The organism is Pedobacter sp. (assembly GCF_965279535.1).
Classification (GTDB): Bacteria; Bacteroidota; Bacteroidia; order Sphingobacteriales; family Sphingobacteriaceae; genus Pedobacter.
In genome coordinates, this window is record NZ_OZ257244.1 from 1830460 (window position 1) to 1856164 (window position 25705).

General features: G+C 37.8%; 25 protein-coding genes. 6 read left to right on the forward strand and 19 right to left on the reverse strand.

Annotated features, from left to right (window positions below; translation table 11 throughout):
• Positions 1-96 precede the first annotated feature (96 nt).
• The 10 genes from bamA to ubiE all read right to left on the reverse strand — a co-directional run bounded on the left by bamA (position 97) and on the right by ubiE (position 9824).
• Positions 97-2640 (reverse strand): outer membrane protein assembly factor BamA, encoded by a 2544-nt coding sequence (gene bamA / locus ACQY77_RS07240; RefSeq protein WP_421938651.1) that lies wholly within the window; start codon positions 2638-2640, stop codon positions 97-99.
• 142 nt (positions 2641-2782) lie between these two features.
• The gene (locus ACQY77_RS07245) at positions 2783-3523 is read right to left on the reverse strand and encodes an isoprenyl transferase (RefSeq protein ID WP_421938650.1); all 741 of its coding nucleotides are present in this window, start codon (positions 3521-3523) and stop codon (positions 2783-2785) included.
• A gap of 19 nt (positions 3524-3542) precedes the next feature.
• Positions 3543-4340, reverse strand: coding sequence for a DUF6089 family protein (locus tag ACQY77_RS07250; RefSeq protein ID WP_421938649.1), 798 nt, complete (start codon positions 4338-4340; stop codon positions 3543-3545).
• Between the two features lie 2 nt (positions 4341-4342).
• A complete protein-coding gene (locus tag ACQY77_RS07255; RefSeq protein WP_421938648.1) occupies positions 4343-5224 on the reverse strand; it encodes an NAD kinase in 882 nt (293 codons plus the stop codon).
• 9 nt (positions 5225-5233) lie between these two features.
• Positions 5234-5896, reverse strand: coding sequence for a CBS domain-containing protein (locus ACQY77_RS07260; protein ID WP_421938647.1), 663 nt, complete (start codon positions 5894-5896; stop codon positions 5234-5236).
• Complete coding sequence (locus tag ACQY77_RS07265) at positions 5896-6660, reverse strand: alpha/beta fold hydrolase (RefSeq protein ID WP_421938646.1); 765 nt, start codon at positions 6658-6660, stop codon at positions 5896-5898. The genes ACQY77_RS07260 and ACQY77_RS07265 overlap by 1 nt, the downstream gene beginning before the upstream one ends.
• A 254-nt stretch (positions 6661-6914) precedes the next feature.
• Positions 6915-7361, reverse strand: a complete 447-nt coding sequence (locus tag ACQY77_RS07270; protein ID WP_421938645.1) for a GatB/YqeY domain-containing protein — start codon at positions 7359-7361, stop codon at positions 6915-6917.
• A gap of 89 nt (positions 7362-7450) precedes the next feature.
• On the reverse strand, positions 7451-8212 hold the full coding sequence (locus ACQY77_RS07275; RefSeq protein WP_421938644.1) for an SDR family NAD(P)-dependent oxidoreductase: 762 nt from the start codon (positions 8210-8212) through the stop codon (positions 7451-7453).
• Between the two features lie 86 nt (positions 8213-8298).
• Positions 8299-9096 (reverse strand): outer membrane beta-barrel protein, encoded by a 798-nt coding sequence (locus ACQY77_RS07280; RefSeq protein WP_421938643.1) that lies wholly within the window; start codon positions 9094-9096, stop codon positions 8299-8301.
• Positions 9093-9824: a bifunctional demethylmenaquinone methyltransferase/2-methoxy-6-polyprenyl-1,4-benzoquinol methylase UbiE gene (gene ubiE / locus ACQY77_RS07285; protein WP_421938642.1), complete on the reverse strand. Its 732-nt coding sequence runs from the start codon at positions 9822-9824 to the stop codon at positions 9093-9095. Before ubiE ends, ACQY77_RS07280 begins: the two co-directional genes overlap by 4 nt.
• A 146-nt stretch (positions 9825-9970) precedes the next feature.
• Here ubiE and yihA point away from each other — a divergent pair, with 146 nt between their 5' ends.
• The 3 genes from yihA to ACQY77_RS07300 all read left to right on the forward strand — a co-directional run bounded on the left by yihA (position 9971) and on the right by ACQY77_RS07300 (position 13265).
• Positions 9971-10591, forward strand: coding sequence for a ribosome biogenesis GTP-binding protein YihA/YsxC (yihA, locus tag ACQY77_RS07290; protein ID WP_421938641.1), 621 nt, complete (start codon positions 9971-9973; stop codon positions 10589-10591).
• Positions 10592-10625: 34 nt separating this feature from the next.
• Positions 10626-11489, forward strand: coding sequence for a UbiA-like polyprenyltransferase (locus ACQY77_RS07295; RefSeq protein ID WP_421938640.1), 864 nt, complete (start codon positions 10626-10628; stop codon positions 11487-11489).
• A gap of 63 nt (positions 11490-11552) precedes the next feature.
• Entirely contained in the window at positions 11553-13265 is a 1713-nt protein-coding gene (locus ACQY77_RS07300; protein ID WP_421938639.1) for a M3 family oligoendopeptidase, read from the forward strand.
• 51 nt (positions 13266-13316) lie between these two features.
• On the opposite strand, the gene ACQY77_RS07305 is transcribed toward ACQY77_RS07300, so the two are convergent.
• Positions 13317-14549: an MFS transporter gene (locus ACQY77_RS07305; RefSeq protein WP_421938638.1), complete on the reverse strand. Its 1233-nt coding sequence runs from the start codon at positions 14547-14549 to the stop codon at positions 13317-13319.
• A gap of 243 nt (positions 14550-14792) precedes the next feature.
• Here ACQY77_RS07305 and ACQY77_RS07310 point away from each other — a divergent pair, with 243 nt between their 5' ends.
• Positions 14793-16742: an amino acid permease gene (locus ACQY77_RS07310; RefSeq protein WP_421938637.1), complete on the forward strand. Its 1950-nt coding sequence runs from the start codon at positions 14793-14795 to the stop codon at positions 16740-16742.
• 70 nt (positions 16743-16812) lie between these two features.
• Here the strand turns inward: ACQY77_RS07310 and ACQY77_RS07315 are convergent, their stop codons facing one another.
• Positions 16813-17382 (reverse strand): porin family protein, encoded by a 570-nt coding sequence (locus ACQY77_RS07315; RefSeq protein ID WP_421938636.1) that lies wholly within the window; start codon positions 17380-17382, stop codon positions 16813-16815.
• 309 nt (positions 17383-17691) lie between these two features.
• Here ACQY77_RS07315 and ACQY77_RS07320 point away from each other — a divergent pair, with 309 nt between their 5' ends.
• Positions 17692-18207, forward strand: coding sequence for a transposase (locus ACQY77_RS07320; protein ID WP_421938635.1), 516 nt, complete (start codon positions 17692-17694; stop codon positions 18205-18207).
• A 135-nt stretch (positions 18208-18342) separates the two neighbouring features.
• Here ACQY77_RS07320 and ACQY77_RS07325 read toward each other — a convergent pair whose 3' ends face one another.
• The 6 genes from ACQY77_RS07325 to ACQY77_RS07350 all read right to left on the reverse strand — a co-directional run bounded on the left by ACQY77_RS07325 (position 18343) and on the right by ACQY77_RS07350 (position 22578).
• Positions 18343-19431: an acyltransferase family protein gene (locus ACQY77_RS07325; protein WP_421938634.1), complete on the reverse strand. Its 1089-nt coding sequence runs from the start codon at positions 19429-19431 to the stop codon at positions 18343-18345.
• A 196-nt stretch (positions 19432-19627) separates the two neighbouring features.
• Positions 19628-20419: an alpha/beta hydrolase gene (locus ACQY77_RS07330; RefSeq protein ID WP_421938633.1), complete on the reverse strand. Its 792-nt coding sequence runs from the start codon at positions 20417-20419 to the stop codon at positions 19628-19630.
• 31 nt (positions 20420-20450) lie between these two features.
• Positions 20451-20603: a hypothetical protein gene (locus ACQY77_RS07335; protein WP_421938632.1), complete on the reverse strand. Its 153-nt coding sequence runs from the start codon at positions 20601-20603 to the stop codon at positions 20451-20453.
• 15 nt (positions 20604-20618) lie between these two features.
• The gene (locus tag ACQY77_RS07340; RefSeq protein WP_421938631.1) at positions 20619-21404 is read right to left on the reverse strand and encodes a DUF1223 domain-containing protein; all 786 of its coding nucleotides are present in this window, start codon (positions 21402-21404) and stop codon (positions 20619-20621) included.
• Between the two features lie 239 nt (positions 21405-21643).
• The gene (locus ACQY77_RS07345) at positions 21644-22033 is read right to left on the reverse strand and encodes a winged helix-turn-helix transcriptional regulator (protein ID WP_421938630.1); all 390 of its coding nucleotides are present in this window, start codon (positions 22031-22033) and stop codon (positions 21644-21646) included.
• A gap of 131 nt (positions 22034-22164) precedes the next feature.
• Positions 22165-22578: a DUF1348 family protein gene (locus ACQY77_RS07350; protein WP_421938629.1), complete on the reverse strand. Its 414-nt coding sequence runs from the start codon at positions 22576-22578 to the stop codon at positions 22165-22167.
• 152 nt (positions 22579-22730) lie between these two features.
• Between ACQY77_RS07350 and ACQY77_RS07355 the strand changes: the two genes are divergently transcribed.
• On the forward strand, positions 22731-23390 hold the full coding sequence (locus ACQY77_RS07355; RefSeq protein ID WP_421938628.1) for a pyridoxamine 5'-phosphate oxidase family protein: 660 nt from the start codon (positions 22731-22733) through the stop codon (positions 23388-23390).
• Between the two features lie 223 nt (positions 23391-23613).
• Here ACQY77_RS07355 and ACQY77_RS07360 read toward each other — a convergent pair whose 3' ends face one another.
• Positions 23614-25572 carry a KUP/HAK/KT family potassium transporter gene (locus tag ACQY77_RS07360; protein ID WP_421938627.1) on the reverse strand — a complete coding sequence of 653 codons (1959 nt, stop codon included), beginning with the start codon at positions 25570-25572 and terminating at the stop codon, positions 23614-23616.
• Positions 25573-25705 lie beyond the last annotated feature (133 nt).

The following is a 25705-nucleotide window of genomic DNA, read 5'->3' on the forward strand; positions in this document are numbered from 1 at the left end:
GTGTGTTTTATTGATTTCGTTAATAACCTAAGCTTTCTATAAACTCAACTTGCTATGTTTTATTGCATAATTAGTTAAATTTTTACTCTTTATCAATTAAAATCCACCTAATTGTTGTGCAATACTAAAATGGAACTGCCCTTTGTTTGAACTTGGTAATCCCGGAATGGCATCAAAACCATAACCGTAATCAATTCCTAACAATCCAAATATCGGTAAGAAGATTCTTGCACCAACACCTACTGATCTTCTGATATTGAATGGATTGAAATCGCTGAATCTATTCCAGGTATTACCACCTTCAGCAAAAGCAAGAACAAACGCAGTTGCCTGCTGGCTTGCAATTACCGGATAACGTGCCTCTAATACATATTTAGTATAAATAGGGCTACCAGATTGTTGAGCAATGCTTGGATCTGATCCTACCGGGATAACTGTATTGTTTGCATAACCACGCATCGCGATTAACTCAGAACCCTGCAAGAAGTCGAAACCCTGCATACCATCACCACCCAATTTGAAACGCTCGAATGCAGATTGGCCTACCGCTTTGGTGTATTGACCTAAGAAACCAAATTGTGCCTGTGCTTTGATAACCAGGTTACCGGCAACACGTTGGTACCACTGTGAATCAAACTTCCATTTATGGTATTCTGTAAAGCGATATTTTTCTTTATCAGATGCTGTAGCGTAGTTGATTTTATTAAACAAAGAATATGGTGGAGTAGCCTGAACTGTAAAACGGATAAATGAACCCGATTTAGGGAAAATAGGCGAATCTCTCGAATCTCTGCTTAACTCTTGTGATAAGTTTAAGTTATATGACGTACCTGTTTGGAATAAATAACCTGCATAGTTATTCAAAATATATTGTTGCAGGTTAATGGCATGGCTTAACTGAAAATAGTTATCTGGCCAGTTTAATCTTCTACCTAAACTCACAGTAACCCCATTTAAACGGATCTTCATGAATTGAGCATTGTCTGAACTTAAACCATTAGATTGTAATGAAGTAAATGCACTAATCCCAAAACTTACCGGCTTCTCGCCGCCAAACCAAGGTTGTGAGAAAGAGAAACTGTAAGATTGATAGTATTTACCATTGGTTTGACCACGTAAGCTTAATTTTTGTCCATCACCTTTAGGAAGTGGCTTATAAGCTTTCAGGTTAAATAAATTACGTAATGAGAAGTTATTGAAGGTTAAACCCAATGTACCAATGATACGGCCACCACCAAAACCACCTGACAATTCAATCTGATCTGAAGGTTTTTCTTCTACGGCATATTCGATATCCACAGTTCCATCGGCCGGATTAGGGCGAGGTGTAGGTACAGTTTTAGATTCATCGAAGTTACCTAACTGACCAATCTCACGAATGGTACGGATTAAATCACTTTTATTGAATTTCTGTCCCGGTTTGGTACGAATCTCTCTTAAAACTACCTTATCATTGGTAATGGTATTACCTTTTAAAGTAATGCGGTTATTGGTATACTGTGGCCCTTCATACATTCTCAGTTCTACGTCTACAGTATCACCATAAATGCGGGTTTGAACCGGGTCTATATTGAATGTTAAATAACCGTTATCAGTATACAAACTGTTAATATCACCACCGTTTTCGCCACCACCATTAAGCTTTTTGTTTAAACGCTCTTCACTAAAAACATCACCTTTTTCAATGGTTAACACTTTTCGAAGGATAGAGTCGGGATAAATTGCATTTCCTGCCCAGGTAACGTTACCGAAATAGTATTTTTTACCCTCGTATAAATCCATTCTGATATTTACCTTCTTCGCGTTATGCTGGTAAATGGTATCTTTTAATAATTCGGCATCACGATAACCTTTCTCGTGAAGTTTAGCGATCATTTTGATCTTATTTTCTTCGTATTTTTCTTTAGAGAACTTTCCAGAACCCCAAAAACGCCACCATGCAAACTGCTTAGGGTTTTTCAAATACTTTCTCAGCTTTGCAGATTTAAAATCTTTATTTCCGGTAAAATCGATATGTTGAACTTTAACACGATGGCCTTTATCAATATTGGCCTCCAATACAACACTGTTTTCAGCGTTTGGGTCTTTACGTGTTTTATAATCTATTTTAGTAAAGAAGAAACCTTTATCAAGCAAATATTTCTTTACTATTGCCGATGTTGTATTGTAAAGGTTATCATTTACAATCTTTCCGGTTTTATCGTTTAACTTTTCCTGAATGGCTGTTTTTTCCGACTTACGAACACCTTTTAAATCAATAGAGCTTAATCTTGGACGTTCTACTACTTCTATCTCGAAAAAAACTGAATCTCCAACAAACTTTTCGATGTTTAACTTTACATCATCAAATAGTCCTTGCGCCCATAAGGTCTTAATGGCATCAGAAGTTGCATCTCCTGGCAAAACCACTTTATCACCTTTGGTTAATTTAGATAAGGTAACCAAAACATCTTTATCTAAATATTGTGTTCCGGTAACGCTTGTACCACCAATAATGTATTCTTTAGGACTAAAGTAATCGACATCCAAGCCACCAACCTTTAAAGAGGGAGTTGCCGGTGCCTGACCTTGAGGGCGAATCTGAGCGAAGGCCGGAGCGGCTAAAACTAGAAGGATTAAAACTTGAAATATTCTTTTCATCAAAATAATTTGTTCAGTAATGTTCAGGGTAATGGAAATGGGTTATAACTTCCTTTTTAATATTCCTTACCTTGATTCATTTATCGTATAAAAGTGGTGCTAAGTTAGTTTAAACGCTTGTTAAAAAGTGTTAAAAGAAAAATTAGTTTAATTGTTCGCTAATTTTTCCAAAACGTCGTTCGCGTTTTTGGAAGTCTACAATGGCTTCAAAAAGATGTTCTCTTCGAAAATCCGGCCATAAAACATCGGTGAAATAAAACTCGGTATAGGCCATCTGCCACAGCAGATAATTGCTAATGCGGTGTTCTCCACTTGTCCGGATCATCAATTCCGGATCAGGCACATTTACTGTAGTTAATTTAGAGGAGAAGAGCTCCTCATCAATATCGTTTAAGTCGATTTTGTTTGCCTTAACATCCGCAGCAATTTTTTTGGCTGCTTCTACAATTTCCCATTTAGCACTGTAGCTTAAAGCCAATGTTAAGGTACATTTTTCATTGTGTGCTGTTTTTGCCATAGCCTCTTTCAAATCATTTATACATTCTTGTGGTAAAGATTCGATATTGCCTATTGCATTGAGCTTAATATTGTTTTTATTAAGGGTTTCAGTCTCTTTATTGATGGTTGAAATGAGTATTTGCATTAAAGCATCTACCTCTTCTTTTGGTCTGTTCCAGTTTTCTGTAGAAAAAGCATAAAGCGTTAAGTATTCGATACCTATTTCAACGCAACCTTCTACAATATCTTTTACAGAAAGTACGCCCTGTTCGTGTCCGAAAACCCTTACTTTGCCCTGGCCTTTTGCCCATCTGCCATTGCCATCCATGATTACAGCAATGTGTTTTGGCAAACGATTATAATCTATTTGTTCTTTAAATCCCATTAATTATGTCAAAATCAGCTTAAAAGGAATAGCATTTTGAGGATACAAAGGTAAAAGATATGCCAACACTAACAAATAGATAAGTGTCCCTTTTTCTAAAATCGCCTCTTTGGGTACCTGGATATCCTGTTTGATGCAATGAAGGGTCTGATAAATTAACCTGATTAGGTGAATCTCCAACAATTGGTTGTGCCACAGGATATACGCCGCTCACATCATCTATATAATCTGTAAAGGCTGTTCTATACCCTATTTCAGAGAAAACACTCCAGGCACCTTTGTAGTTGTATCGTAATCCCACACCATAAGGAATGGTTAAAGCAACGTTACTATAACCTTCTTGCTGCCCTTCTGTTAAAAATCTGTTTAATCGATATTTGGTATCATTATATTCTGCGGTGGGCTTAAAAACAACAAAACCTACTCCGGTAAACAGGTAGGGTGTAAATTGTCTGGTACCACCGCCCAAATTATAATTAAAGAAATTAAAATCAACCAGGGTACTCAGTTCATTGAGGGATGTTTTAAACCTGAGATTGCGTTCCCTGAACTGGGCATTATTGGATGTGGCATCGTCAGCTTTAATCTGGCCGTAGGTATAATTCAACCTTAGCCCTATATATTGATTAAAGTTTCGCTTGGCGTACAAGCTGCCTGACAGGCCGCTAACTTTCAATGGATTATTCTGATTCAAATCTCCCATATAACCCGCTCCCCCAGCCATGATACCTAACTCCCAGTTTGCTTCTTGTGCAGTAGCATACTGATTAGATAAAAGGATAAAAAAAGGAATTACAAGGAGTTTGTTCAGCGTCATAATTAATAGTTACGGGTATCTATGCCCCATAATAATTTATTCCTTAACGTGTTTAAGTAAGTTTCATTGTTAAGGCGGATAAGATTTATGCAAAAATCTGCTTTTTTTATGCTAATCTTTACCGAACGTTCTACGGTTACTGTTCTGCTGTCGCAAGAAACAAGAAACTTAGATTCTCTTGCCTCGACCTCAAAAGATAGCGTATTATCATCAGGAACCACAACCGGCCTTACATTAAGGTTATGCGGCGCAATTGGTGTTACTACAAAATTTTCAGAATCCGGGTAAATGATTGGCCCTCCACAACTTAACGAATAGGCCGTAGATCCTGTTGGCGTTGCAATGATTAACCCATCGGCCCAATAAGAGTTAATAAACTCATTGTTCATTGAAGCATGAATAATCATCATTGCCGAATTATCACGACGGTGGATGGTAATATCGTTTAAAGCAAAATTCTCTTCACCAAACAATCCATTATCTGATTCTAATGTGAGCAGAGATCGACTATCAAGCGTGTATTCTCCATTGATTAAAGCATTTAACGCCGATTCAATTTCGTTTTTATTGATACTGGCCAAAAAGCCCAAACGACCAAAGTTTATCCCGATTACAGGAATATTAGAATTTCTGATGAGTGATAGCGTATCTAAAAGTGTCCCATCCCCTCCTAAACTTAATAATACATCGGCATGAGCCTTTAGTTCTTCATGATTATGAAAAACAATTGTATTTTGAGGTAGTGCTACCTTTCCATCCAGGTATTTTTTAAACCTGGAATAGATTACGGGTTGGGTATTGTGATTTTTTAAATGATTAAAAACCTCTTGTACATAGGGCAAAACTGTATCATTGAAGTCTCTTCCGTAAATTGCAATCCTCATACGTTGGTTTTATACATTTAGATAGTTCATAAAGGAATCATAACGTTCTTGTGTTCCATTATCAACTTGTGTATTGTTATAAACTTCTTTTACCTGATAATCATATCGCTCAAAAGAAGCTACTAAGCCAGTTATTTCTGTTTTATTTACTTTGATCGTTACTTCTAAGCGGGTAGAATCTTCAAACGAATTGACATAGGAGGATAAGATTTGTGCATTATCTGCTTCTACAATCTGGGCGATGTGTGCCAAAGAGTTATCGCGATTACCAATCTCCAAAACAATAATACCGCCCGGCTCATTTACCGCATACTGCTGAGCAACAGCGTTAATCAGGGTACTGAGAGAAATAAGACCCTTGTAATTTTTTTGCTGATCTAAAACAGGTACTGCAGTTAATTTTAACTGGCTCAACAAACGAATAACATCATATGTATGCGCATCATTCAACGTAAAAACAGTTAATAAATTAACTCCTGCGTGTGCCAAATCAACTTTATGGTCGCGAATATTAATCAAATCATCCTCTGCTACCAGGCCAAGGTAAGCCCCATCGTTAACTACAGGCAAGTGCTTTAGTTTAAATTCGTTCATGCGATCTAAAGCTTTTTGCACCGAGTCATCGGTTCTTAATGGTAGTATGGCATTCGATATGATTTCTTCAGCAAACATTATTTAAGCAATATCCTATCTAAAAATTTCTCAAGATAATTATTAAAAATTTCGGGATGCTCCATCATAGGAGCGTGCCCACATTTATCTACCCAGTTTAACTCCGAATTTGGAAGCAGTTCGTGAAACTCTTCTGCAACTTCTGGCGGAGTTACCTTGTCGTTTTTACCCCAGATCAATGAAACGGGGATGGTAATTTTTGACAATTCCTTAGCCATGTTGTGCCTGATTGCAGACTTGGCCATTGTCAATATCCTGATTACCCTCGATCTGTCATTGATGGTCGCAAATACGTCATCAACCAATTCCTTTGTAGCAGTAGCAGGGTCATAAAATGTAAACTCTACTTTTTCCCTTACATAATCATAACTTTCTCTGCGCGGGAAAGAACCTCCAAAAGCATTTTCGTATAAGCCTGAGCTTCCTGTAAGTACCAGCGCTTTCACAAATTCCTGGTGAGCTACGGTAAATACTAAACCTACATGCCCACCCAAAGAGTTACCTACGAGAACAACCTGGTTAAAGTTTTTATATTTCAAAAAGCGGTGTAAGTACCTTGAAAGTGCTTTAACACCTAAAGTTAAAATTGGTAATTCATAAATTGGCAAAATAGGCACAACAACATGGTAGCGATCTTTGAAACGATCAATTACCTGCTCCCAGTTACTTAATTCACCCATTAAGCCATGTAGCAATACCAGCGTTTCGCCCTGTCCAGCTTCGATGTATTTAAATCCGTCTTCTTCTTTTATCTGGTGTGTCATATATATTCTAGATGGTACTGTGCTACTAAGTTAATAGAGTAAAGTTAAATTTTTGCATTTCTTTGCCATTTTATTGAAATAAAAACGAAAACGGTATAAAAACCCTTGTTGCGCTATCGGGAACTTAGTATCAAGACTCAAGTAGTAAGTATCAAGTAGAAAGGCTCAGGTATCGAGACTTTAGTAAAAAGATGAGCTAAACAAAATCATTTCCTTCCGCTTACCCTTTTCACTTTCAACTTTCAACTCTTTCACTAGGCTAACTTTTCCTTTACTATTTCAGCAATCAATTTACCGTCTGCCTTTCCTGCAAGTTCTTTATTGGCTAAGCCCATCACTTTCCCCATATCTTTAACTGATGTAGCGCCAGATTGTTTGATCACATTCTCAATTATAACCGCAACTTCTGCTCTATCTAACTGCTTAGGCAAGAATTGGTTAATTACCTCAATTTCTTCTTGCTCTACCTGATAAAGATCCTCCCGGTTCTGTTGCTTGTAAATATCTGCAGATTCACGACGTTGCTTTATCAGCTTCTGAAGAATCTTTAATTCTCCTTCTTCTGTAAGTTCTTCTGCTGCATCTTTTTCGGTTTTAGCTAACAATAATGCCGCTTTTATGGCTCTTAACCCTCTTAATTGAGCATTGTTCTTGGCCAACATGGCTTTTTTTATCTCCTGATCTATTGTATTTGATATCATTGCTTAATGGTTTAATTGTTTAAGTGTTTAATTGCTGAATTGTTTAACTGTTGGACTCAAGACTAAAAACTCCCGACTCAAGACTCAGATTATCCCTTCCTAATTACCTGTGTTCCATTTGCCTGTGCAGTTGGCATAATCAACATATCATTAATATTGACATGTTTGGGCCTGCTTACCACATACCAGATTGCATCAGCAATATCATCCGCAATCAAGGGCTCCACCCCTTCATAAACTTTCTTTGCACGCTCCTCGTCTCCTTTAAAACGAACCAGAGAAAACTCGGTTTCAACCATCCCTGGATGGATTGCCGTAACCTTTATGCCATGGGGCAGAAGGTCTATCCTCATTGCTTTGTTCAATGCATCAACTGCATGCTTACTGGCACAATATACGTTTCCATTCGGATAAACTTCTTTACCTGCTATTGAACCAATGTTAACAATATGTCCGGATTGATTCTTAATCATCCAGTTGGAAACGATTTTAGTTACATATAGAAGTCCCTTCACATTGGTATCGATCATGTTATCCCAATCATCTATATTTCCTTTATCAATTGGCTCTAAGCCCTGACTAAGACCCGCATTATTGATCAAAACATCTACTTTCTTCCAATCTTCGGGAAATGCTTCTAAGGTTGTTGTAATCTGCTGTCTTTCGCGTACATCTCCAATAACCTGCTTTACTGTAATTGCATATTTATCTTCCAGATGATGGGAAAGCCTGGCTAATTTTTCAGCCCTGCGGGCCAGTAATATTAAATGATAACCTTGTTGAGCAAAGGTATGTGCACAAGCTTCGCCAATGCCAGAGGTAGCTCCCGTTATAAATGCAATTTTGGACATTTCTATGAATTTTAAGTTTCGATGAAAATCATCAAAGGACGCTCGTCGATGTGAGCAAAGGTAAGTTTTTTTGACCTTTTTTAAAGCTATTGAAAGATCAAACTGAATGTTAATTGACGTAATTTTAACTTATCTATCGGAGAAGCAAACACCGTATTATCATGCTGCAAAAGATCATCAACTGAATAAGAAAGCTTGATCTCCGGTGACATTTTAAAATATTCGAAATAAAGATCGAAACCTATACCTGTTTCGTACGACAAATAATTTCGTCTGTTTTTTAGAAACTTATTCATCGGCGATTCGCCTTCATCGAATGTTTTCTTTTTGGAAGCAATGTCTATCGAATATTTTGCTCCACCAAGCCAGTATGCCCGAAAATTATTCATCCGGTTAGACTTCACTTTAATGCCCAGCGGAAATTCAAACATTGTAGCTTGTACTTTTCGGTCAATGGCAGTCTGATAATTTCTGGTTTGCCCATTTGGGAGACCTACAGAAGGTAAGGGTTCGTATTCATAATGCACAACCCGATCACTGAATATCAGGGAAGGTGTAGCACGAATATCAAAATTCTCGGCAATACGTCTGTTCATTACGAAGCCTAAGCCAAAGCCTTGTGAGGGAGGGCTCGAAATGGAGTTCAGTGAATTGGCTACTAAATCGCCGGATGCAGGATCTCTTGAAACGCCCAGGGTATTTGGCACTTCATAAAATGGCGATCTCCAGTCTAATTTTTTAAGAATTTTGTACTCAGCAGAAATGTATTGAAAGTTAAAACCCCAGCTCCAATCTTCATCATCTACACCCCCACCCCAATTTTGGGAAAAGGCTGTTGTTGATACCATAAAGAGGGAGATAATGAGGCTTAATTTTTTTATCATTTAGTTCCGGTGTAAATCGAACTTATTCCAAACGTTAAAATCTGTTGTTTGGTACTTTTGAACCCTACTTTTTGCAATAAATCAGTAAATTCTTTTCCATCCGGGAAAGCGGCTACCGATTCGGGCAGATAAGAATAAGCCCTGCCGTCTTTGGAAAAAAGCCTGCCAAAGAATGGCGTAATTTGCTTAAAATAAAAATTGTAGAGTTGCTTAACAGGAAAAACGCGAGGCTTAGAAAATTCCAGCACCACAATTTTACCATTTGGTTTTAATACCCGAAACATATCGGATAAACCTTTTTCCAGGTGTTCAAAATTACGAACCCCATAAGCAACGGTAATGGCATCGAAGGTATTATCCTCAAAATGAAGCCCCTCAGAATCACCCACCTGAACGGTAAAAACTTCAGTCAATCCGCGTTCGTTGATTTTCTTTTTCGCTACTTCCAGCATCCCCTCAGAAATATCCACTCCGATAATTTTTTCGGGATGCAGTTTTTTAATGGCCTCAAATGCAAAGTCACCGGTACCTGTGGCTACATCCAGCATAATGCGCGGATGGATAGACACCAACTCCTTAATCGCTTTCTTACGCCACAACACATCAATACCTAAAGAAAGAAAATGATTTAAAAAGTCGTAAGTTTTAGAAATGTTATTAAACATATCTGCAACCTGTTCTTTTTTGGTTGCATCTTCGATTTGATAAGGAGTGATATTCTGATTCATGATATGAAGCAAAGATAGAGAAAAAGTCCGAAGTCGGTAGTCTGAAGTCTGAAGTCAGGCAGCATCTGTCGAATTTGACATTCTATCCAAATTCTGAGGCAGTCTTCCCCCGCAAAAGACTAAAAACTAATTGTTACCTTTGTAATATGGTTATAAAAACGGCAAATTTTATTTGCAGCAACACACAAGTATCGGCTCTACCGCCAGCAGTTATGCCTGAATACGCCTTTATTGGTCGTTCCAATGTGGGTAAATCGTCATTGATCAACATGTTGGTTAACAAACACGGTTTAGCTAAAACCTCTCAGCGTCCGGGCAAAACTCAATTGATCAATCATTTTTTGATCAATGAATCGTGGTATATTGTAGATTTACCTGGTTATGGGTATGCCAAGGTTTCGAAAACAAGCAGAGAAAAATGGGAAAAATTTATCCGTGCCTATATCACCAAAAGAGAAAGCCTGCAGTGCGTTTTTGTATTGATTGACAGTCGACTTGAGCCGCAACAGATCGATCTTGAATTTTGTTATTGGCTGGGAGAAAAGCAGATACCTTTTTCATTGATTTTCACTAAAGCAGATAAGCAGGGAATGAACGTTACTTCAAAAAATGCTGCTGCTTTTAAAAAATCGCTTAGCCAATGGTTCGAAGAAATCCCTGCCAGCTTTATCACCTCAGCCGAAAAAGCGCTTGGTAAAGAGGATGTACTACAATTTATTGAAGAGGTAAACAAAGATTTTGTTAAACCCATTCTTAAAGAATTCTAAAGCCGCAGCCCTATAAATATCGTATATAAATAAAATGAAGAAATATTTTTCACTGGTCTTATTTGCGCACTCTATATTCGCATTGCCTTTCGCTATGATTGGCTTTTTTTTAGGCGTTACCACTACCGACAGCCCCTTTATGTGGCAAAAACTGGTTTTAGTATTGCTCTGTATGGTTTTTGCGCGTAACTCTGCTATGGCCTTTAACCGCTATTTAGATAGAAATATTGATGCAAAAAATCCGCGCACTAAAATGCGTGACATCCCTTCCGGAAAAGTATCCGCCAAAGAAGCTTTAATCTTTGTAATCATCAACTGCATTCTGTTTGTTGTTGCAACTTTCTTCATCAATCCATTATGTTTTTACCTTTCTCCAATAGCTTTATTTGTTGTTTTATTTTACAGTTATACTAAACGTTTTACGGCGCTTTGTCATTTGGTTTTAGGCTTGGGGCTCTCACTGGCACCTATTGGGGCCTATATTGCCGTTACTGGTCACTTCGCACTTGTTCCGGTACTTTATTCTTTCGCTGTGCTTTTTTGGGTAAGTGGATTTGATATCATTTATGCTTTACAGGATGAGGATTTCGATCGCGGAGAAAAATTACACTCTATTCCATCGGCACTTGGCATAAAAAATGCATTAAATGTTTCCGTGATCTTACATATTTTTTCTGCGGCATGCGTTATCGCACCTATATTTTTAATGCCTGATGCATTTAGCTGGGTATACTATTTAGGTGTATTGTTTTTCTGCTTTGCGTTAATCTATCAGCATTTATTAGTTAAACCTACTGATATAAGCAAGGTAAATAAAGCTTTTGCAACCACAAACGGAATGGCATCCGTTGTCTTTGCACTTTGCTATTTAATCGATACTTTTTTAAGAACAAGATAAAATAAGGATACGGTCCCATACCACTGCGTAACACTTACGGGTCTGTTGATAATCAATACTATTATGAGCTTAATTATAAATAAGAAACCAAGAACCTTTATACCAGCTGATTTTACCATCACCTGGGAAAACCTAGAACCCCTTTTTAACGAATTAAAATCCCGTGAAATCGGCAGTGCTGATGAATTAGAAAAATGGTTGAAAGACCGCTCTGAGCTTGAAGCTGCTTTGGAAGAAGATTTCGCATGGCGTTATATTAAGATGAGTTGCGATACCGCGAATGAGGAGCTGGTAAAAAGCTTTCAATATTTTGCAACAGAGATCGAACCCAAAGTTTCTCCCCTATCCAATGAACTGAATAAAAAGTTTGTAGATAGTCCCTACATGGACAATCTGGACAAGCAAAAATACTTTGTTTACAGCCGGGCAATTAAAAAAGCGCTGGAGATTTACAGGGAGGAGAATATCGAACTTTTTACTGAGCTACAGGTTAAACAACAGAAATATCAGGGCATTACCGGTGCAATGAGTGTAGAAATTAATGGTCAGGAATATACCTTAGAGCAGGCTTCTGTTTTGGTTAAGGACCTGAACCGTGAATTACGTGAAAAAGCCTGGAAAACTGTTCAGCAACGCAGATTGGTTGATAAGGACGACTTAAACATCCTGTTTGACGAATTGGTTCGCTTGCGCAACCAGGTGGCCTTAAATGCTGGTTTTGAAAACTACCGCGATTACATGTTCCAGGCCCTGGGACGTTTTGATTATACACCTCATGATTGCTATGATTTTGCTACGGCAATTGAAAAAGAAATAGTACCTATTTTAAGGGAACAGGCAGAAAAAAGAAGAGCATCCCTGGGCTTAGAGATTTTAAAACCTTGGGATATGGAGGTAAGTGTAAGCGGGAAACCTGCTTTAAAGCCTTTTAATAATGGTGCTGAATTAATTGATAAAAGCATTGCTTGCTTTAATGCCATCGATCCTAAACTTGGAGAGAAACTGGCTACCATGAAAGCCAACAATCTCTTTGATGTTGAAAGCAGGAAAGGTAAAGCCCCAGGAGGATACAATTATCCATTGGCAGAAACAGGCGCTCCTTTCATTTTTATGAATTCGGCAAATTCTTTACGCGACCTGACTACCATGGTACACGAAGGTGGCCATGCAGTACATACTTTTTTAACCGCTGGCCTGGAGTTAAATGATTTTAAACACTGCCCATCTGAAGTGGCAGAATTAGCTTCCATGAGTATGGAGCTCATCTCTATGGATAATTGGGATGTTTATTTTGACAACCCGGAAGAACTTAACCGTGCAAAAAAAGAGCAGCTGGCCGACGTACTTAAAACCCTACCTTGGGTGGCAGTGATTGATCAGTTCCAACATTGGATTTACACCAATCCCAATCACACGGCAGCAGACAGAGAAGAAACATTCAAGCAGATTTATAATCGTTTTGGAGCAGGCTTTACCAATTGGGATGGTCTGGAGAAAGAATTTGGTAATGTGTGGCAAAAGCAACTTCACTTATTTGAAGTTCCCTTTTACTACATTGAGTATGCCATTGCTCAATTAGGGGCTATAGCCGTTTGGAAAAACTATAAAGAGAATCCCGCAAAAGCATTGGAACAATACCTTGCTGCACTTTCTCTGGGTTATACCAAACCCATGAATGAAATTTATGAAACTGCAGGGATCAAATTTGATTTCAGCGCAGCGTACGTGAAAGAGCTTGCCAACTTCGTGAAAGAAGAATTAGAAAAATTAGGCTAGTCAACATTATCATAAAAAAAGCTCGAAACTGCAGTTTCGAGCTTTTTTTATTCACTTATCAGCAATTGTTGCCCCTTCCTTATTCTTAATTTTCAGGATGATATACATTACGATAAGCGATAGCAAAATCATAATCAGATAGCTATAGCTCAAATTGCGTTCATCTTTTGCTGGAACCACATTAACAATACCATAGCTTAAAAAGGAGACAATCACGTAGGTAATTCCTCCTGTTAAGCCACCGGCAATACCCGCATTCTTCGGAAATTTACTCAAACAAAATGTGAAATAGTTATTGAAGGTAAAACCCGCTCCGATATGGATGATAAACGCAAAAAAGATCAATGAATAAAGGTTGCTGATAAAATTAAGGCTGAAGATCATAACAATCACAAAAGCCAGTTGTAATACAGTATTTATTGCCAATCGTTTAAAAAATGGTTTAGTAATGGTTGCTTTTCCTATAAATCCACCTACCATCCAGGCAAAACCAAGCACCAAAGAACTATAACCTGCCACTATGGGTGTAAGATGCAGGTGATGCTCAATAATAAATGGCCCCGTCATATTGTATACCATTACCATACAATAGGCAAGACCCAACATCACGATCCCTAAAGTAAAACTTGGCGTCTTAATCATATTCAAATAGATATTGGCAATTTTCTTCAATTGGAAATCGGTGAAATGTTTTAGGGTTTCTCCACTAAACACATACTCTAAAATGGCAAAAACAAGTGCAAAGCCCCCCAGAAAATAGAAATTAGATTCCCAGCCAAAGGCACTTTGAAGGTACCCGCCAATAAAGGGTGCTACAATTGGTCCTGTTGACCAGATGATAGAGAACAAACTCAAATAGTGCTTAAGCTGCTCACCCTCAAAAACATCAACAAAATAAGCTCTTTTAGCTACTACAATGGCTCCAACGGTTAATCCATGAATAATTCGCATTAAATAAATCAGGTATATATTGTGGGTAACAGCAATGACTATGCTTGCCGCAGCGAAAATCAGCAAGGAATATAATCCAATTTTATACCGGCCAAAGCTGTCCAGAACACTTCCGATAAATAATTGGGCAACACCATAGCTGATTAAAAATATACTTAATGTGAGTTGCACCTGCACACTGCTTACCTGCATCTCTCCTGCCATTGTAGGTAAGGAAGGGATATAAATATCTGTTGCAAATCCACTTAAAGGGATCAATGCAAAGGCGAGAATAGTAGCTATTTTTTGATTTTTCTCTTGGATAATGGATGAAGATTCAATAATCGTATTCATAGTGATGGCATTCGGTAATAAAATCTACCTCGATAATAAATCGGTAGCCCGGGATGGGTTGCAAAATTAGCACTTTGGAAATGCCTGTCTAGATTAAATAGATATAATGACCTAATCGCTACAAACTTCGTTTAAGCGCTTAAAAAACAGCATTCATCCCAGCGCATAGTATTTTTATATCATGCGTTAAACGTTTTTAGCCGATATTTTTTTAAGTTTGAAGAATACTTCAACGAAACACAGATGTTCGAAAAGCTATTTAGAAAGAAATCCATTTCAAAGATATTACAAGATGCAGCCAAGGGTTATGGCGACCACGAAAGTTCTTTACATAAAACATTGGGGGTACGTGATTTAACGGCCTTCGGTATTGCTGCAATTATTGGAGCCGGGATTTTCAGTACCATTGGAAAAGCCAGTGCTGACGGTGGGCCTGCGGTAATCTTCCTTTTTATCTTTACAGCGGTTGCCTGTAGTTTTGCAGCTTTCGCATATGCTGAATTTGCTTCAATGGTTCCTGTTTCCGGAAGTGCTTACACTTATTCATATGTAGCTTTTGGTGAACTTGTAGCCTGGATTATAGGTTGGTCGCTCATAATGGAGTATTCCATTGGTAATATTACAGTTGCCATTTCCTGGTCTGATTACTTTACGGGGCTTCTCTCCACAATAAAAATACCCTTTTTAGGCATAGATGGTGTCCATGTTCCAGACTGGATGACTATGGATTACCTGACGGCTTTTAACGGACACAAACATGCAGATGCCTTATTAGCAGCCGGTAAAAATCTGGCAAATTTAGATTCGGCAACAGCCTTAGCCAATAATGCCTGGATTACTGCCCCACAGATTTTAGGTTTTCACTTCGTTGCTGACATTCCTGCTTTAGGGATTATTATACTGATTACCTGGTTAATCTACCGTGGTATGAAAGAAAGCCGTAATGCCAGCAATGCGATGGTTGTGGTAAAGTTAGCAGTAATCCTTTTAGTATTAGCAGTAGGTGTATTTTATGTAGATACTAAAAATTGGGATCCCTTTGCTCCAAATGGCGTTTCTGGGGTTCTGAAAGGTGTTTCGGCCGTATTTTTCGCTTACATCGGCTTTGATGCTATTTCTACTACAGCAGAAGAATGTAAAAACCCTCAGCGAGACCTTCCCCGTGGAATGATGTGGGCCATTATTATTTGTACCATATTATATGTAGCCATTGCGCTGGTTTTAACTGGTATTGTTAAATCTGATACGCTGGCTGTAGGTGATCCTTTGGCTTTTGTTTTTGATCAGATTGATTTAAAGCTGATGAGTGGAATCATTGCTGTAAGTGCAGTTTTTGCCATGGCCAGTGTATTATTAGTATTTCAAATGGGTCAACCCCGTATCTGGATGAGCATGAGTCGTGATGGTTTATTACCAAAATCCTTCTCAAAAATCCACCCAAAGTATAAAACGCCTTCATTTGCTACTATTGTAGTAGGATTTGTCGTAGCTGTACCTTCATTGTTTATGAATCTGACCATAGTAACAGACCTTTGTTCAATTGGAACTTTATTTGCCTTTGTATTGGTTTGTGCGGGTGTATTGGTTCTCCAGAACCGTCCCGATGTTCAGCGGGGAAAATTTAAAATCCCTTATGTTAATAGTAAATTTATCATACCCATTGCATTAATTGCAGCCATAGCATTTGCTTTTACTCAATATGGTAAAGAGACCAAAGCATTTATATTTAACAGTCCAAAAACGATCGAAACAGTAACGTTTGTTACATCTTTAAGTGGTGACGAACTTAAGATTGTTAAAGAAGAAATTATAAAACATGCTGCACCACAATTAACACTAACAGAAAAAGTGGATGCAGAATCTTACCTAAGCAACCTACCTGCCGATCGCTACGAACAATTTATTGCGTCTTCTCAAGTAGCTGTTGATAAAAAATATGAGCATGGCTGGGGATTATTTAAACACAAAATCCCTATGTGGATCTTCCTGATCATCTGTCTCATCATCACTTATTATAGTTTCACAAAGAACTTATCTTTAATTCCTGTATTGGGATTAATCAGCTGTCTTTATATGATGTGTGAGTTGGGCATTACCAATTGGATTGGATTTGGTGTATGGTTAGTTATTGGTTTGATCGTATACTTTGCCTATGGTTATAAACATAGCAAACTGGCAATTGCAGAAGACTAAAAAAATCCCTTATCGAATGGCTAATCACCAGCAGATAAGGGATACGATTTTTTAGATTCAGTTCGGTTAATTAAAATATTTTCAATCCGACAGACAGATTAAATATCCCTGTCTTTTCTCCCAATCCTTTATTGATTTTGGTCAGTCCCCTGCTATATCTTGCATCAATAGTGAGGTTGCCAATATCTACACCAGCATTAATTACTCCTCCTGCTGTGAACTTTTTGTAATCAAACCCGGTGGGTCCACTTACTTTATTCAAGGTATAATTAATATCTGGGCCAGCAGAAACTCTAAAGTTTAATTCCTCAGTATTGATGATTTTATATCCCAGCATCAACGGTAAATTCAATTGACTAAATTTTGGCTCATAAGTATTTGACGCATAACGGTAAGCACTTTTAAATTTCACGAAGTTCAGCTCCGGCTGAAAATAAACTGCCTGCCCGACTCTGGCAAATGCCCCAAAATTATAACCAATTTTGCCTTTTTTATCGGTAATACTGCTTATGCTTGTAGGCAGAGTGGCATAGTTTACGCCTGCCTTTAGGCCGAAAGTTATGCCAGAATCCTGTGCTTTTACTGCTCCTGCCGTTAGCGCCATTACTACCATCATTAAATAAAACCTGATTGTTTTCATACTTTTCATTTGAATAAATAAATGTTGTTTTTAATAGTATGACAACGAATCTTGGTTATACCCCTACGTGAAGGAAAAATAAATGTTCACAGTATGTCAACCAACCCAAAAGACATTTTTCATCATATACTTTCCCGCTTAATATCTATCTCAAACTAACTATCGGCTTCTATCGGTCTGGTGTCCTCACCGACCGAAACAGGCAACTTCAACACTTAAATTTTCAAAAAAAATTCCTATCTTTCTTTTCAATTATCCCTGTAACTTAACAATGATATTATGCATATCTTTCATAAAAGACAGGGTCAAATGGATTTTAATTATCCATATTTTTATACTCAAACCATTGTAAACTTCAGTCACTTATTAAAAGATGACAATTTAAAAATGGTACTCATTAAGTCGCTAAAATTTTTGATCTCTAAAAAATTAATCGAGGTTTATGGCTATGTAATAATGCCTAATCATATTCATTTGATTTGGCGTATGCTCAAATTAAATGGAAAAGAGAGTCCTTCGGTTAGCTTCAGTAAGTTCACTGCGCACAAATTCAAAAAATATCTGGAGCGAAATAGTCCACACCTTTTAGAAAATTATCGATCAGATAAAATGGATAGGGCTTATCAATTCTGGAAGCGAGATTCACTGGCGATACCATTAGATAAAGAAAGTAGCCTAATTCAAAAACTGGACTACATTCATGATAATCCTATAAAGGATAAATGGAGCTTGTCTATCTGCCCCGAAGATTATAAATGGAGCAGCGCAGGTTTTTATCTGAATGGAGAAGATAGTTTTGAATTAACCAGCCATTATAAAGATTAATATCTCGGTCGGTGTGGACACCAACCGATAGATCAACTAATAATAATCTTCTATAGTATGACAACGAATCTTGATTATACCCCTACGTGAAGGAAAAATAAATGTTCACAGTATGTTAACCAGGCGATAGATCGATTATGACTTCTTAACCCAGACTTTTCTCAAATAATTCCTTATTGGGATATCCATAAAAACCAAAATGGTATAAGCCAGAACAATTAGCCCAAACACTCCAAACAATATGACAACAGACATCTGTTGAAGGTCAGGTTTGTAACGCGCCACATAGCTCATAAACAACCAGATGAAAGGGTAATGAATCATGTATAATGGATAAGAAATTTCTCCCGACCAGTTGCAGATCTTTCCCCACCCCGACTTCAGCTGTGCTCCTGCACCCAATGCCACCAAAAAAGGAAAATATAGTATGACTATCAAAATATCGATAATAGCATTCGTCTTTTCAGAAAAAGGAATTAAAAATACCATTATCAAAAGTATGACAAGAGATAAAAATCCTAAACGCGATTTAATGATCCAGTTGGATCGATAAACCAATATTCCGGCAGTAAACGAATAGAAAACCCTTATTCCTCCTCCCAGTATATTATCTCCTCCCCATCCTACACCAAGGTAGCCTGAATGAAACGATTCATAACAGATGGCTACAGCACCAATGGCAGCCAAGACCCACATCAGTTTATTACGCAGTTTGACTAGAATTAATGCATAAACAATATTAGCCAGGTATTCCCAAAAAAGTGACCAGGTAGGTGGATTGAGATGAAAGAGATTAAAATAGCGCTCGTGTACAAGTGGATAAGGAATCATTAAACACGATGTAATAAACATTAGCGGTGTACGATCTGCATAAAGCTGATAAAGGTTGCTAAATGGATCAAAAACAAAAGCCAGAAGCCCGATAATTGACCCCATGATAACCAATGGATGTAAACGGATAAACCTGATTTTCAAAAACATAGTAAAACCTATTTGTTTTAACTTATGATCGTAAGCATAAGCAATTACGAACCCTGAAAGACAGAAGAAAAAATCTACAGCCAAATGCGCATGGGCAATAAAACTCTGGTGATAATCCGGAACAGCAATTTCCATGAAATGATAGATGACTACAGCTATTGCAGCGAGTCCACGGAGGCCGTCTAAAATGGCAAAGTGCGGTCTTGTTTTTAAAGCGACCGCCGGGGCATTGGTTTGAGACATTTGGTTAGTGTTGAAGTATTATTTTACGTCATGAACGTACCTCACAAAGAAAACACATATCGCTCGATAGCTCATCCCATTACCGTATCACTTTTTCAATATTTCATCTCATTTTTTGTGTTTTCCAAAGTCTTTAGTTAAAAATAAGCCCGGACCAGAAAATAAATCCTGATCCGGGCATTCTTTTGGGTGCTAACTACTTGTTTTGAGAAGCTGAGATAATTACCCTTGCCACTGCATCGGGATTCGATGCAAAAATGACATGACTGCCTTTCACTTCTGTGATCTTGGTGTTGGATCGTTTGTACATATTACGTTGAATATCCGGGTTGATGCTTTTATCTTCTGTGGCTACTATACCATAACTCGGTTTAGTTCTCCATGCTGCATCCGCTACAGGAGTTGAAAAACTCTCGGCGTAAATTGGTTGTTGTGAGTCAAACAGAAAATCTGTTTCAGCTTTACTTAAATCCGCAGCAAAACCTGCATGAAATTTATCTTTAGCATAATATACAAAGCCTTTATCATCTGGTGGCAAAATTCCGAATTCTGGAGCTGATGGTAGTGAAGAAGCCCATTTAATAGTATTTTCACCCTTGTCTGGCTGATATGCTGCAACGTATACCAAAGCAGCCACCTTTTCGTGCAGGCCAGCCTCGGTAATGACAACACCTCCCCAGGAATGCCCAACTAGTATTGTCGGACCATCTTGTTTATCCAGTATCCTTTTGGTAGCTTCAATATCATCTTTCAAACCTGTTAATGGATTTTGTACAACTGTAACGTGATATCCTTTCTGAACCAGAATGTCGTGTACCCCTCTCCATCCAGATCCATCAGCAAACGCGCCATGAACAATGACTATATTTTTAATATTTTTTTCCTGAGCTGCAGCAAACTGTGCCAGGAAGGTTAAACTGCCCAAGGTGATTAAAAGGGCCACAAATGTTTTCGAAATACGGTTAATAAAATTGAATGGGTTTTTCATGATGATATATATTGTTTGTTGATTAATTCACTTAGTAAGCGTTCTTTTTTATCTTCTCTACTTTTGTTACAACTCTGTTTTCCAGCACATTATCCATAGGGCGTGTGATTGGAAAAACTGCTGTCATCAGTTGTGCAAGGCCTATTAAAAGGCCATTCACGTGTTTTGTTTTATGATTTGCCATCAGATTATTATTTATTTATGAGTGATTTACCTCAATCTTAGTTACAGCAGTGATTTGTCCGGTTCTGGCATTTTGAATCAGCCCGATTATCTCCCAATCCTGTTTTTCTGCATCTTTGGGAAAGTTTAATATTGCACTGCCAGCATGTGTCTCCTTCAAAGAGATCACAGCGGTTTTGCGAACGATTTGAATGTGTGAAAGACTACGCCCCTCATTTTCGCCTCTTTTAACATCGGTATGCCCGTTTTTTTGCACCAATGCCAGCACTAACTCCTCCCCAGCCTGAACAGCTTTCGCATCATATGTTACCGTTACTGCTTTAGCATCTGCCTCACTGCTCAGGGATAGCGCAGTAGTATGTTTAATGAGCAACTGTCCATCAATTGCATTACTGATTTTCGGCTCATCCGATCCAATAAATTCTGATGTACCATTAACTACAAGTTGTGGGGTATAAACCTGTGAATTTAACCAGCTACTATATCTTTGCTGCCTCCTGGTATTTTCTGCACTTCCAAAAACATCTTTCCAACCGAGATTGTCAAAATAATCTACATGATAAGCCAACACATAGACTGGCTTCCCATTTGATTCACGATCTATTTTAGCTAAAAGTTCTTCTGCCGGAGGACAGCTCGAACAACCCTCCGAAGTAAAGAGTTCTAATACCGCAAAACTTTTTCCGTTGATGGGTAGTTCAACAACTTTATTTGTAGTGGCGCTTGTCCAGATGAATGAATTGAGTACAACAATTGCAATGACGACCATACTTAATGCTGCTATTTTTCCAAAAGTTTTCATATTTCTATTTCTTTTTTGATCAAAAATACCAGCCGTTAGCCCCCTGAACCACTATAAAATGGCTGAGTTAGACAAAAGAGATGGGGAGATGGACGGGAAGGGTTTTGAAAAATTAAAAACAGGAAGCAGAAAGCCCAAAGATTAAGGCCAAAAGGTAAAAATCACGCTAAATTATTGCACGCGAATATGCAAAGTGCTGATTGCATTAACATCAGCACATTGCATATTTTAACTTTCAACTATTCCGTGTTTTTGTTTCCCTTCAAACGATTGCGGTGCTGCTTGCCCCATTTAATCATTTCCAGGATAATATCGCCAAAAGACTCGCAGTAATCGGTTGAGGTATATTCGACTACAACAGGGGTATCATCAATAACAGTGCGTTTGATCAGCTGATTAGCCGTCATTTCCTTAAGTTCTTTAGAAAGCATTCGGGTGGTAATACCTGGGATACTTCTTTCAATATCTCTAAATCGGCGGTTTCCATTACAAATGGAGTTAATAATTGGCAGCTTCCATTTACCCCCCAATACATATAAGGTATCTTGCAGCGCCTGTATTTCTTCCTTCTGATTTCTCGGATTAGACAATACTTCCTTTGCTAATTTTAATCTACTTTCTTCTGCCATGATAGCCCCACATTAAGTAGTGTGATTACAAATGTATACCAAATATATTTAATATTCATAAATATATACTGATGAGAATAAACCAAGCAGGTTATACAATTTAAAAAACCTCCAACAAAAACATAGAAAAACTATTTTACTCTTCGCTCGTTTTCCTGTATTGCAAGGTCATTTATACTGGCAAATCTCTTTTGCATTAAACCGTTTTCATCAAATTCCCAATTTTCATTACCATATGCCCTAAACCACTGACCATTAGCATCACAATACTCATATTCGAACCTCACCGCAATCCGATTATCTGTAAAAGCCCAAAGCTCTTTTTTAAGTCTGTAATTCAATTCCTTTTTCCACTTAGCAGAAAGAAATTTGATGACCTCTTCTCTACCATTGATAAATTCTGAACGATTACGCCATTCTGTATCTTTGGTATATGCCAAAGACACTCTTTCAGGATCCTGACTATTCCAGGCATCTTCTGCCAGCTGGACTTTCTGTGTCGCGGTCTCAAAATTAAATGGTGGAAGGGGAAGTTTTTGCTCCATAAATGTTTTATTTAAAATTAAGATCCAATCTATATTTCGATATAAATCTATCGAAAATCATTTTTTGATTTATAATTTAATTAACAAATAAAACATACCGCTAAAATTTGAAATACATGAGCTATCTTCAATAAAGAATTATTCTAGAGCACATGAATTATGCGGAACTGGCATTTACAGATGCCATCAAAAAACTACAAGAGCGGCTCGGGAGTCGTCTCAGCTATGATCGGATGGAAAAAAGGAGCTATGTTGATGGCTTAACCGAACATGAAATTGACTTTATTGCGCAGATTGATAGTTTTTACCTGGCTTCGTTCGGTGAAAACGGTTATCCCTATATTCAACATCGCGGCGGTCCCAAGGGATTTATCAGGGTAATTGATAAATCTACCATAGGGATCGTAGATTTTATTGGAAACAGACAATATATTTCTGCAGGAAATATTTCCGAGAACCCCAAGGTTTCACTGATATTACTGTCCTACCCATTACGAACCCGGCTAAAAATTTATGCCGAAGCTGAAATTGTGGAACTCGGTGAAGACAAAAGTCTTTATGACTTTTTACGTCCAAAAGATTATAAGTTTAAGCCAGAAAGAATGATGATATTTAAAATTACTGCCTACGACTGGAACTGCCCGCAACACATTAACCCGAAATATACAGTAGAGGAAATAAGAGAGCTTCTTGAGCCTCAAAAGCAGTACATAGATACATTAGAAAAAGAGATTAAAGCACTCAAGGAAAAACTACTCCAGCAACAAGCGTCAAAATCAGACCCAAAAAAACCAGAGGATAATCAGCGCTAATAAAAAACCCATTTAACGCTCTTACCGTTAAATGGGTTAGCATTGCCTATATCAAGCAAATTAAAAAAATCAATCCTTTTTTATAAATGCCATCGCAGTAATGATTACTAAACCAAGGCCTGAAATCATTAGATATCTGTCGGCGTTGTTCCAATCATAAATCTTAGCTGCAGGACCTATAAGAAATAAACAGATGGCTATAATCAACAGCACACTTCTCATATTAAACCGGAAGCCTGTTCAGCTCAATTGCATCTGGTGTAACAAAAATCAACGGTACTTTCTCTACATCTACATAACTGCTATCCAAACCAAAACTTCGTTCCTCAGACAAACTCAGGCGTTTAAGGATAAAATAGTAATCCATAACGGTACGTTCATAGAAACTCAAATTAGTAAATTTAGACAGGTGTTTTTCCAGAAGGACAAATCTAAAATCGCCGGCAATTTTATGCTTATTTAAGGATGTATATTGACTGGTAATATCAACCTCGCCATTTTTAACCAGTTCTTCTACCACTTTACGATAAAGTAGGTTTACCCGCTGCTCAATTCTGAAACCTAATTTAAAATCTATCCGAATCAGTTTCCCTGGAATCAGAAATTCGACTTTATAGTCCATGGTATAAGGTTCATCCATTACGTCTACGTGAACAAGCCAGTACACGTCGGCCCTTTTAGGCTCTTTCTGAATAATGGAATAAATAATCTTCGATTCAATTTCCGTTTTAAAGTTTGCGCTGGTTAAATAAACCAATTGAGATGAATACTTTGGTACACTCTCATCCCCGCTCAACTCACTTAAAATTTCATAGTAATCTTCAATCTCGACATATTTAACAAATCTGTTTTTGATCTTGCGGGCAACAAACCAGCTCCACATAATGGTGAACAATAGTGAACCAATCAAAACCGTTACCCAGCCACCGTGTAGAAACTTGGTTAGGTTACTGATCAAAAACGTACCCTCAATTATTACATAGGTAAAGAAGAAAGTGGCTATAATATACTTAGGAAAGCGCTTACTTCTGAGATAAAAACTCACCAGGATGGTGGTCATTAACATGGCAATGGTAATAGATAATCCATATGCCGCATCCATACTTTCAGATTTCTCGAATAAAAGCACAATACCACAACAACCTATCCATAACATCCAGTTAATGGATGGAACATATAACTGTCCTTTGGAAACTGAAGGATAGACGATCCTGATTTTTGGCCAAAGGTTAAGCCTAACAGCTTCAGAAATTAATGTAAATGATCCGCTAATCAGGGCCTGACTCGCAATTACCGCTGCCATAGTGGCCAGGATAACCATTGGAATCTGAAACTGATCGGGTACAATCTGAAAGAACGGGTTCATTTTAGCTCCAGGAACGTAGGAATCGCTATTTTGTAAGATCCAAACGCCCTGACCTAAATAATTGAGGATTAAGGTTATTTTCACAAAAATCCAACTGGTGCGGATATTGTTTCTTCCACAATGTCCTAAATCTGAGTATAGTGCCTCGGCTCCTGTAGTACAAAGGAAAACACCTCCGAGAATTAAGAAAGCGAGATTGTTTGTAGTTAATAAATGAATAGCATAATATGGATTAAATGCCTTTAGAATGCTGAAATCCTTTACAATAAAGGTGAGCCCTAATACACCGAGAACGGCAAACCACACAAACATAACCGGCCCAAACAACTTACCTACCAGGTTGGTTCCAAATTGCTGAATGATGAACAATACCGTTAAAATTGAAAGCACAATTGGAATAACCGGAACATCAAATTTCTTTGTTAAACCTTCAATTGCTGAGGTGACCGTAATACTGGGGGTAATAATACCATCTGCAAGGAGCGCGCAGCCACCAACTATTGCTGGCAGAACCAGCCATTTGGCCTTCTTACGCACAAGAGAAAATAAAGAAAAAATACCACCCTCACCTTTATTATCTGCCCGAAGCGTAATAATAACGTATTTAACAGTTGTTTGCAGCGTTAATGTCCAGATGATGCAGGATAGTACTCCCAGCACATTTAATGGATTAATATCCTGCTTTCCGCCCAGGATAGTGGTAAAAATAGCGTTTAGCGTATATAACGGAGACGTACCGATATCGCCAAATACAATTCCTAAACTGATTAGAACCCCACCGGCGGTTAATGCGTTGACATTTTTATGACTTGACACCTTTATTATATTTAGTGCGGCAAAAGTAAACTAACTCTAACAATTTAACAACCAAATTATTGTGTTAATTTTCACACTTTGTTTTTTAAAAATTTTTGTTAAATTGTGTTAAAATATGGCTTTTAAACAAAAT

What these genes read in the sequence shown, in the direction of transcription:
- bamA (WP_421938651.1), bottom strand. Translation starts at nt 2,640, where the DNA reads ATGAAAAGAATATTTCAAGTTTTAATCCTTCTAGTTTTAGCCGCTCCG.
- ACQY77_RS07245 (WP_421938650.1), bottom strand. Translation starts at nt 3,523, where the DNA reads ATGGGATTTAAAGAACAAATAGATTATAATCGTTTGCCAAAACACATT.
- ACQY77_RS07250 (WP_421938649.1), bottom strand. Translation starts at nt 4,340, where the DNA reads ATGACGCTGAACAAACTCCTTGTAATTCCTTTTTTTATCCTTTTATCT.
- ACQY77_RS07255 (WP_421938648.1), bottom strand. Translation starts at nt 5,224, where the DNA reads ATGAGGATTGCAATTTACGGAAGAGACTTCAATGATACAGTTTTGCCC.
- ACQY77_RS07260 (WP_421938647.1), bottom strand. Translation starts at nt 5,896, where the DNA reads ATGTTTGCTGAAGAAATCATATCGAATGCCATACTACCATTAAGAACC.
- ACQY77_RS07265 (WP_421938646.1), bottom strand. Translation starts at nt 6,660, where the DNA reads ATGACACACCAGATAAAAGAAGAAGACGGATTTAAATACATCGAAGCT.
- ACQY77_RS07270 (WP_421938645.1), bottom strand. Translation starts at nt 7,361, where the DNA reads ATGATATCAAATACAATAGATCAGGAGATAAAAAAAGCCATGTTGGCC.
- ACQY77_RS07275 (WP_421938644.1), bottom strand. Translation starts at nt 8,212, where the DNA reads ATGTCCAAAATTGCATTTATAACGGGAGCTACCTCTGGCATTGGCGAA.
- ACQY77_RS07280 (WP_421938643.1), bottom strand. Translation starts at nt 9,096, where the DNA reads ATGATAAAAAAATTAAGCCTCATTATCTCCCTCTTTATGGTATCAACA.
- ubiE (WP_421938642.1), bottom strand. Translation starts at nt 9,824, where the DNA reads ATGAATCAGAATATCACTCCTTATCAAATCGAAGATGCAACCAAAAAA.
- yihA (WP_421938641.1), top strand. Translation starts at nt 9,971, where the DNA reads ATGGTTATAAAAACGGCAAATTTTATTTGCAGCAACACACAAGTATCG.
- ACQY77_RS07295 (WP_421938640.1), top strand. Translation starts at nt 10,626, where the DNA reads ATGAAGAAATATTTTTCACTGGTCTTATTTGCGCACTCTATATTCGCA.
- ACQY77_RS07300 (WP_421938639.1), top strand. Translation starts at nt 11,553, where the DNA reads ATGAGCTTAATTATAAATAAGAAACCAAGAACCTTTATACCAGCTGAT.
- ACQY77_RS07305 (WP_421938638.1), bottom strand. Translation starts at nt 14,549, where the DNA reads ATGAATACGATTATTGAATCTTCATCCATTATCCAAGAGAAAAATCAA.
- ACQY77_RS07310 (WP_421938637.1), top strand. Translation starts at nt 14,793, where the DNA reads ATGTTCGAAAAGCTATTTAGAAAGAAATCCATTTCAAAGATATTACAA.
- ACQY77_RS07315 (WP_421938636.1), bottom strand. Translation starts at nt 17,382, where the DNA reads ATGAAAACAATCAGGTTTTATTTAATGATGGTAGTAATGGCGCTAACG.
- ACQY77_RS07320 (WP_421938635.1), top strand. Translation starts at nt 17,692, where the DNA reads ATGGATTTTAATTATCCATATTTTTATACTCAAACCATTGTAAACTTC.
- ACQY77_RS07325 (WP_421938634.1), bottom strand. Translation starts at nt 19,431, where the DNA reads ATGTCTCAAACCAATGCCCCGGCGGTCGCTTTAAAAACAAGACCGCAC.
- ACQY77_RS07330 (WP_421938633.1), bottom strand. Translation starts at nt 20,419, where the DNA reads ATGAAAAACCCATTCAATTTTATTAACCGTATTTCGAAAACATTTGTG.
- ACQY77_RS07335 (WP_421938632.1), bottom strand. Translation starts at nt 20,603, where the DNA reads ATGGCAAATCATAAAACAAAACACGTGAATGGCCTTTTAATAGGCCTT.
- ACQY77_RS07340 (WP_421938631.1), bottom strand. Translation starts at nt 21,404, where the DNA reads ATGAAAACTTTTGGAAAAATAGCAGCATTAAGTATGGTCGTCATTGCA.
- ACQY77_RS07345 (WP_421938630.1), bottom strand. Translation starts at nt 22,033, where the DNA reads ATGGCAGAAGAAAGTAGATTAAAATTAGCAAAGGAAGTATTGTCTAAT.
- ACQY77_RS07350 (WP_421938629.1), bottom strand. Translation starts at nt 22,578, where the DNA reads ATGGAGCAAAAACTTCCCCTTCCACCATTTAATTTTGAGACCGCGACA.
- ACQY77_RS07355 (WP_421938628.1), top strand. Translation starts at nt 22,731, where the DNA reads ATGAATTATGCGGAACTGGCATTTACAGATGCCATCAAAAAACTACAA.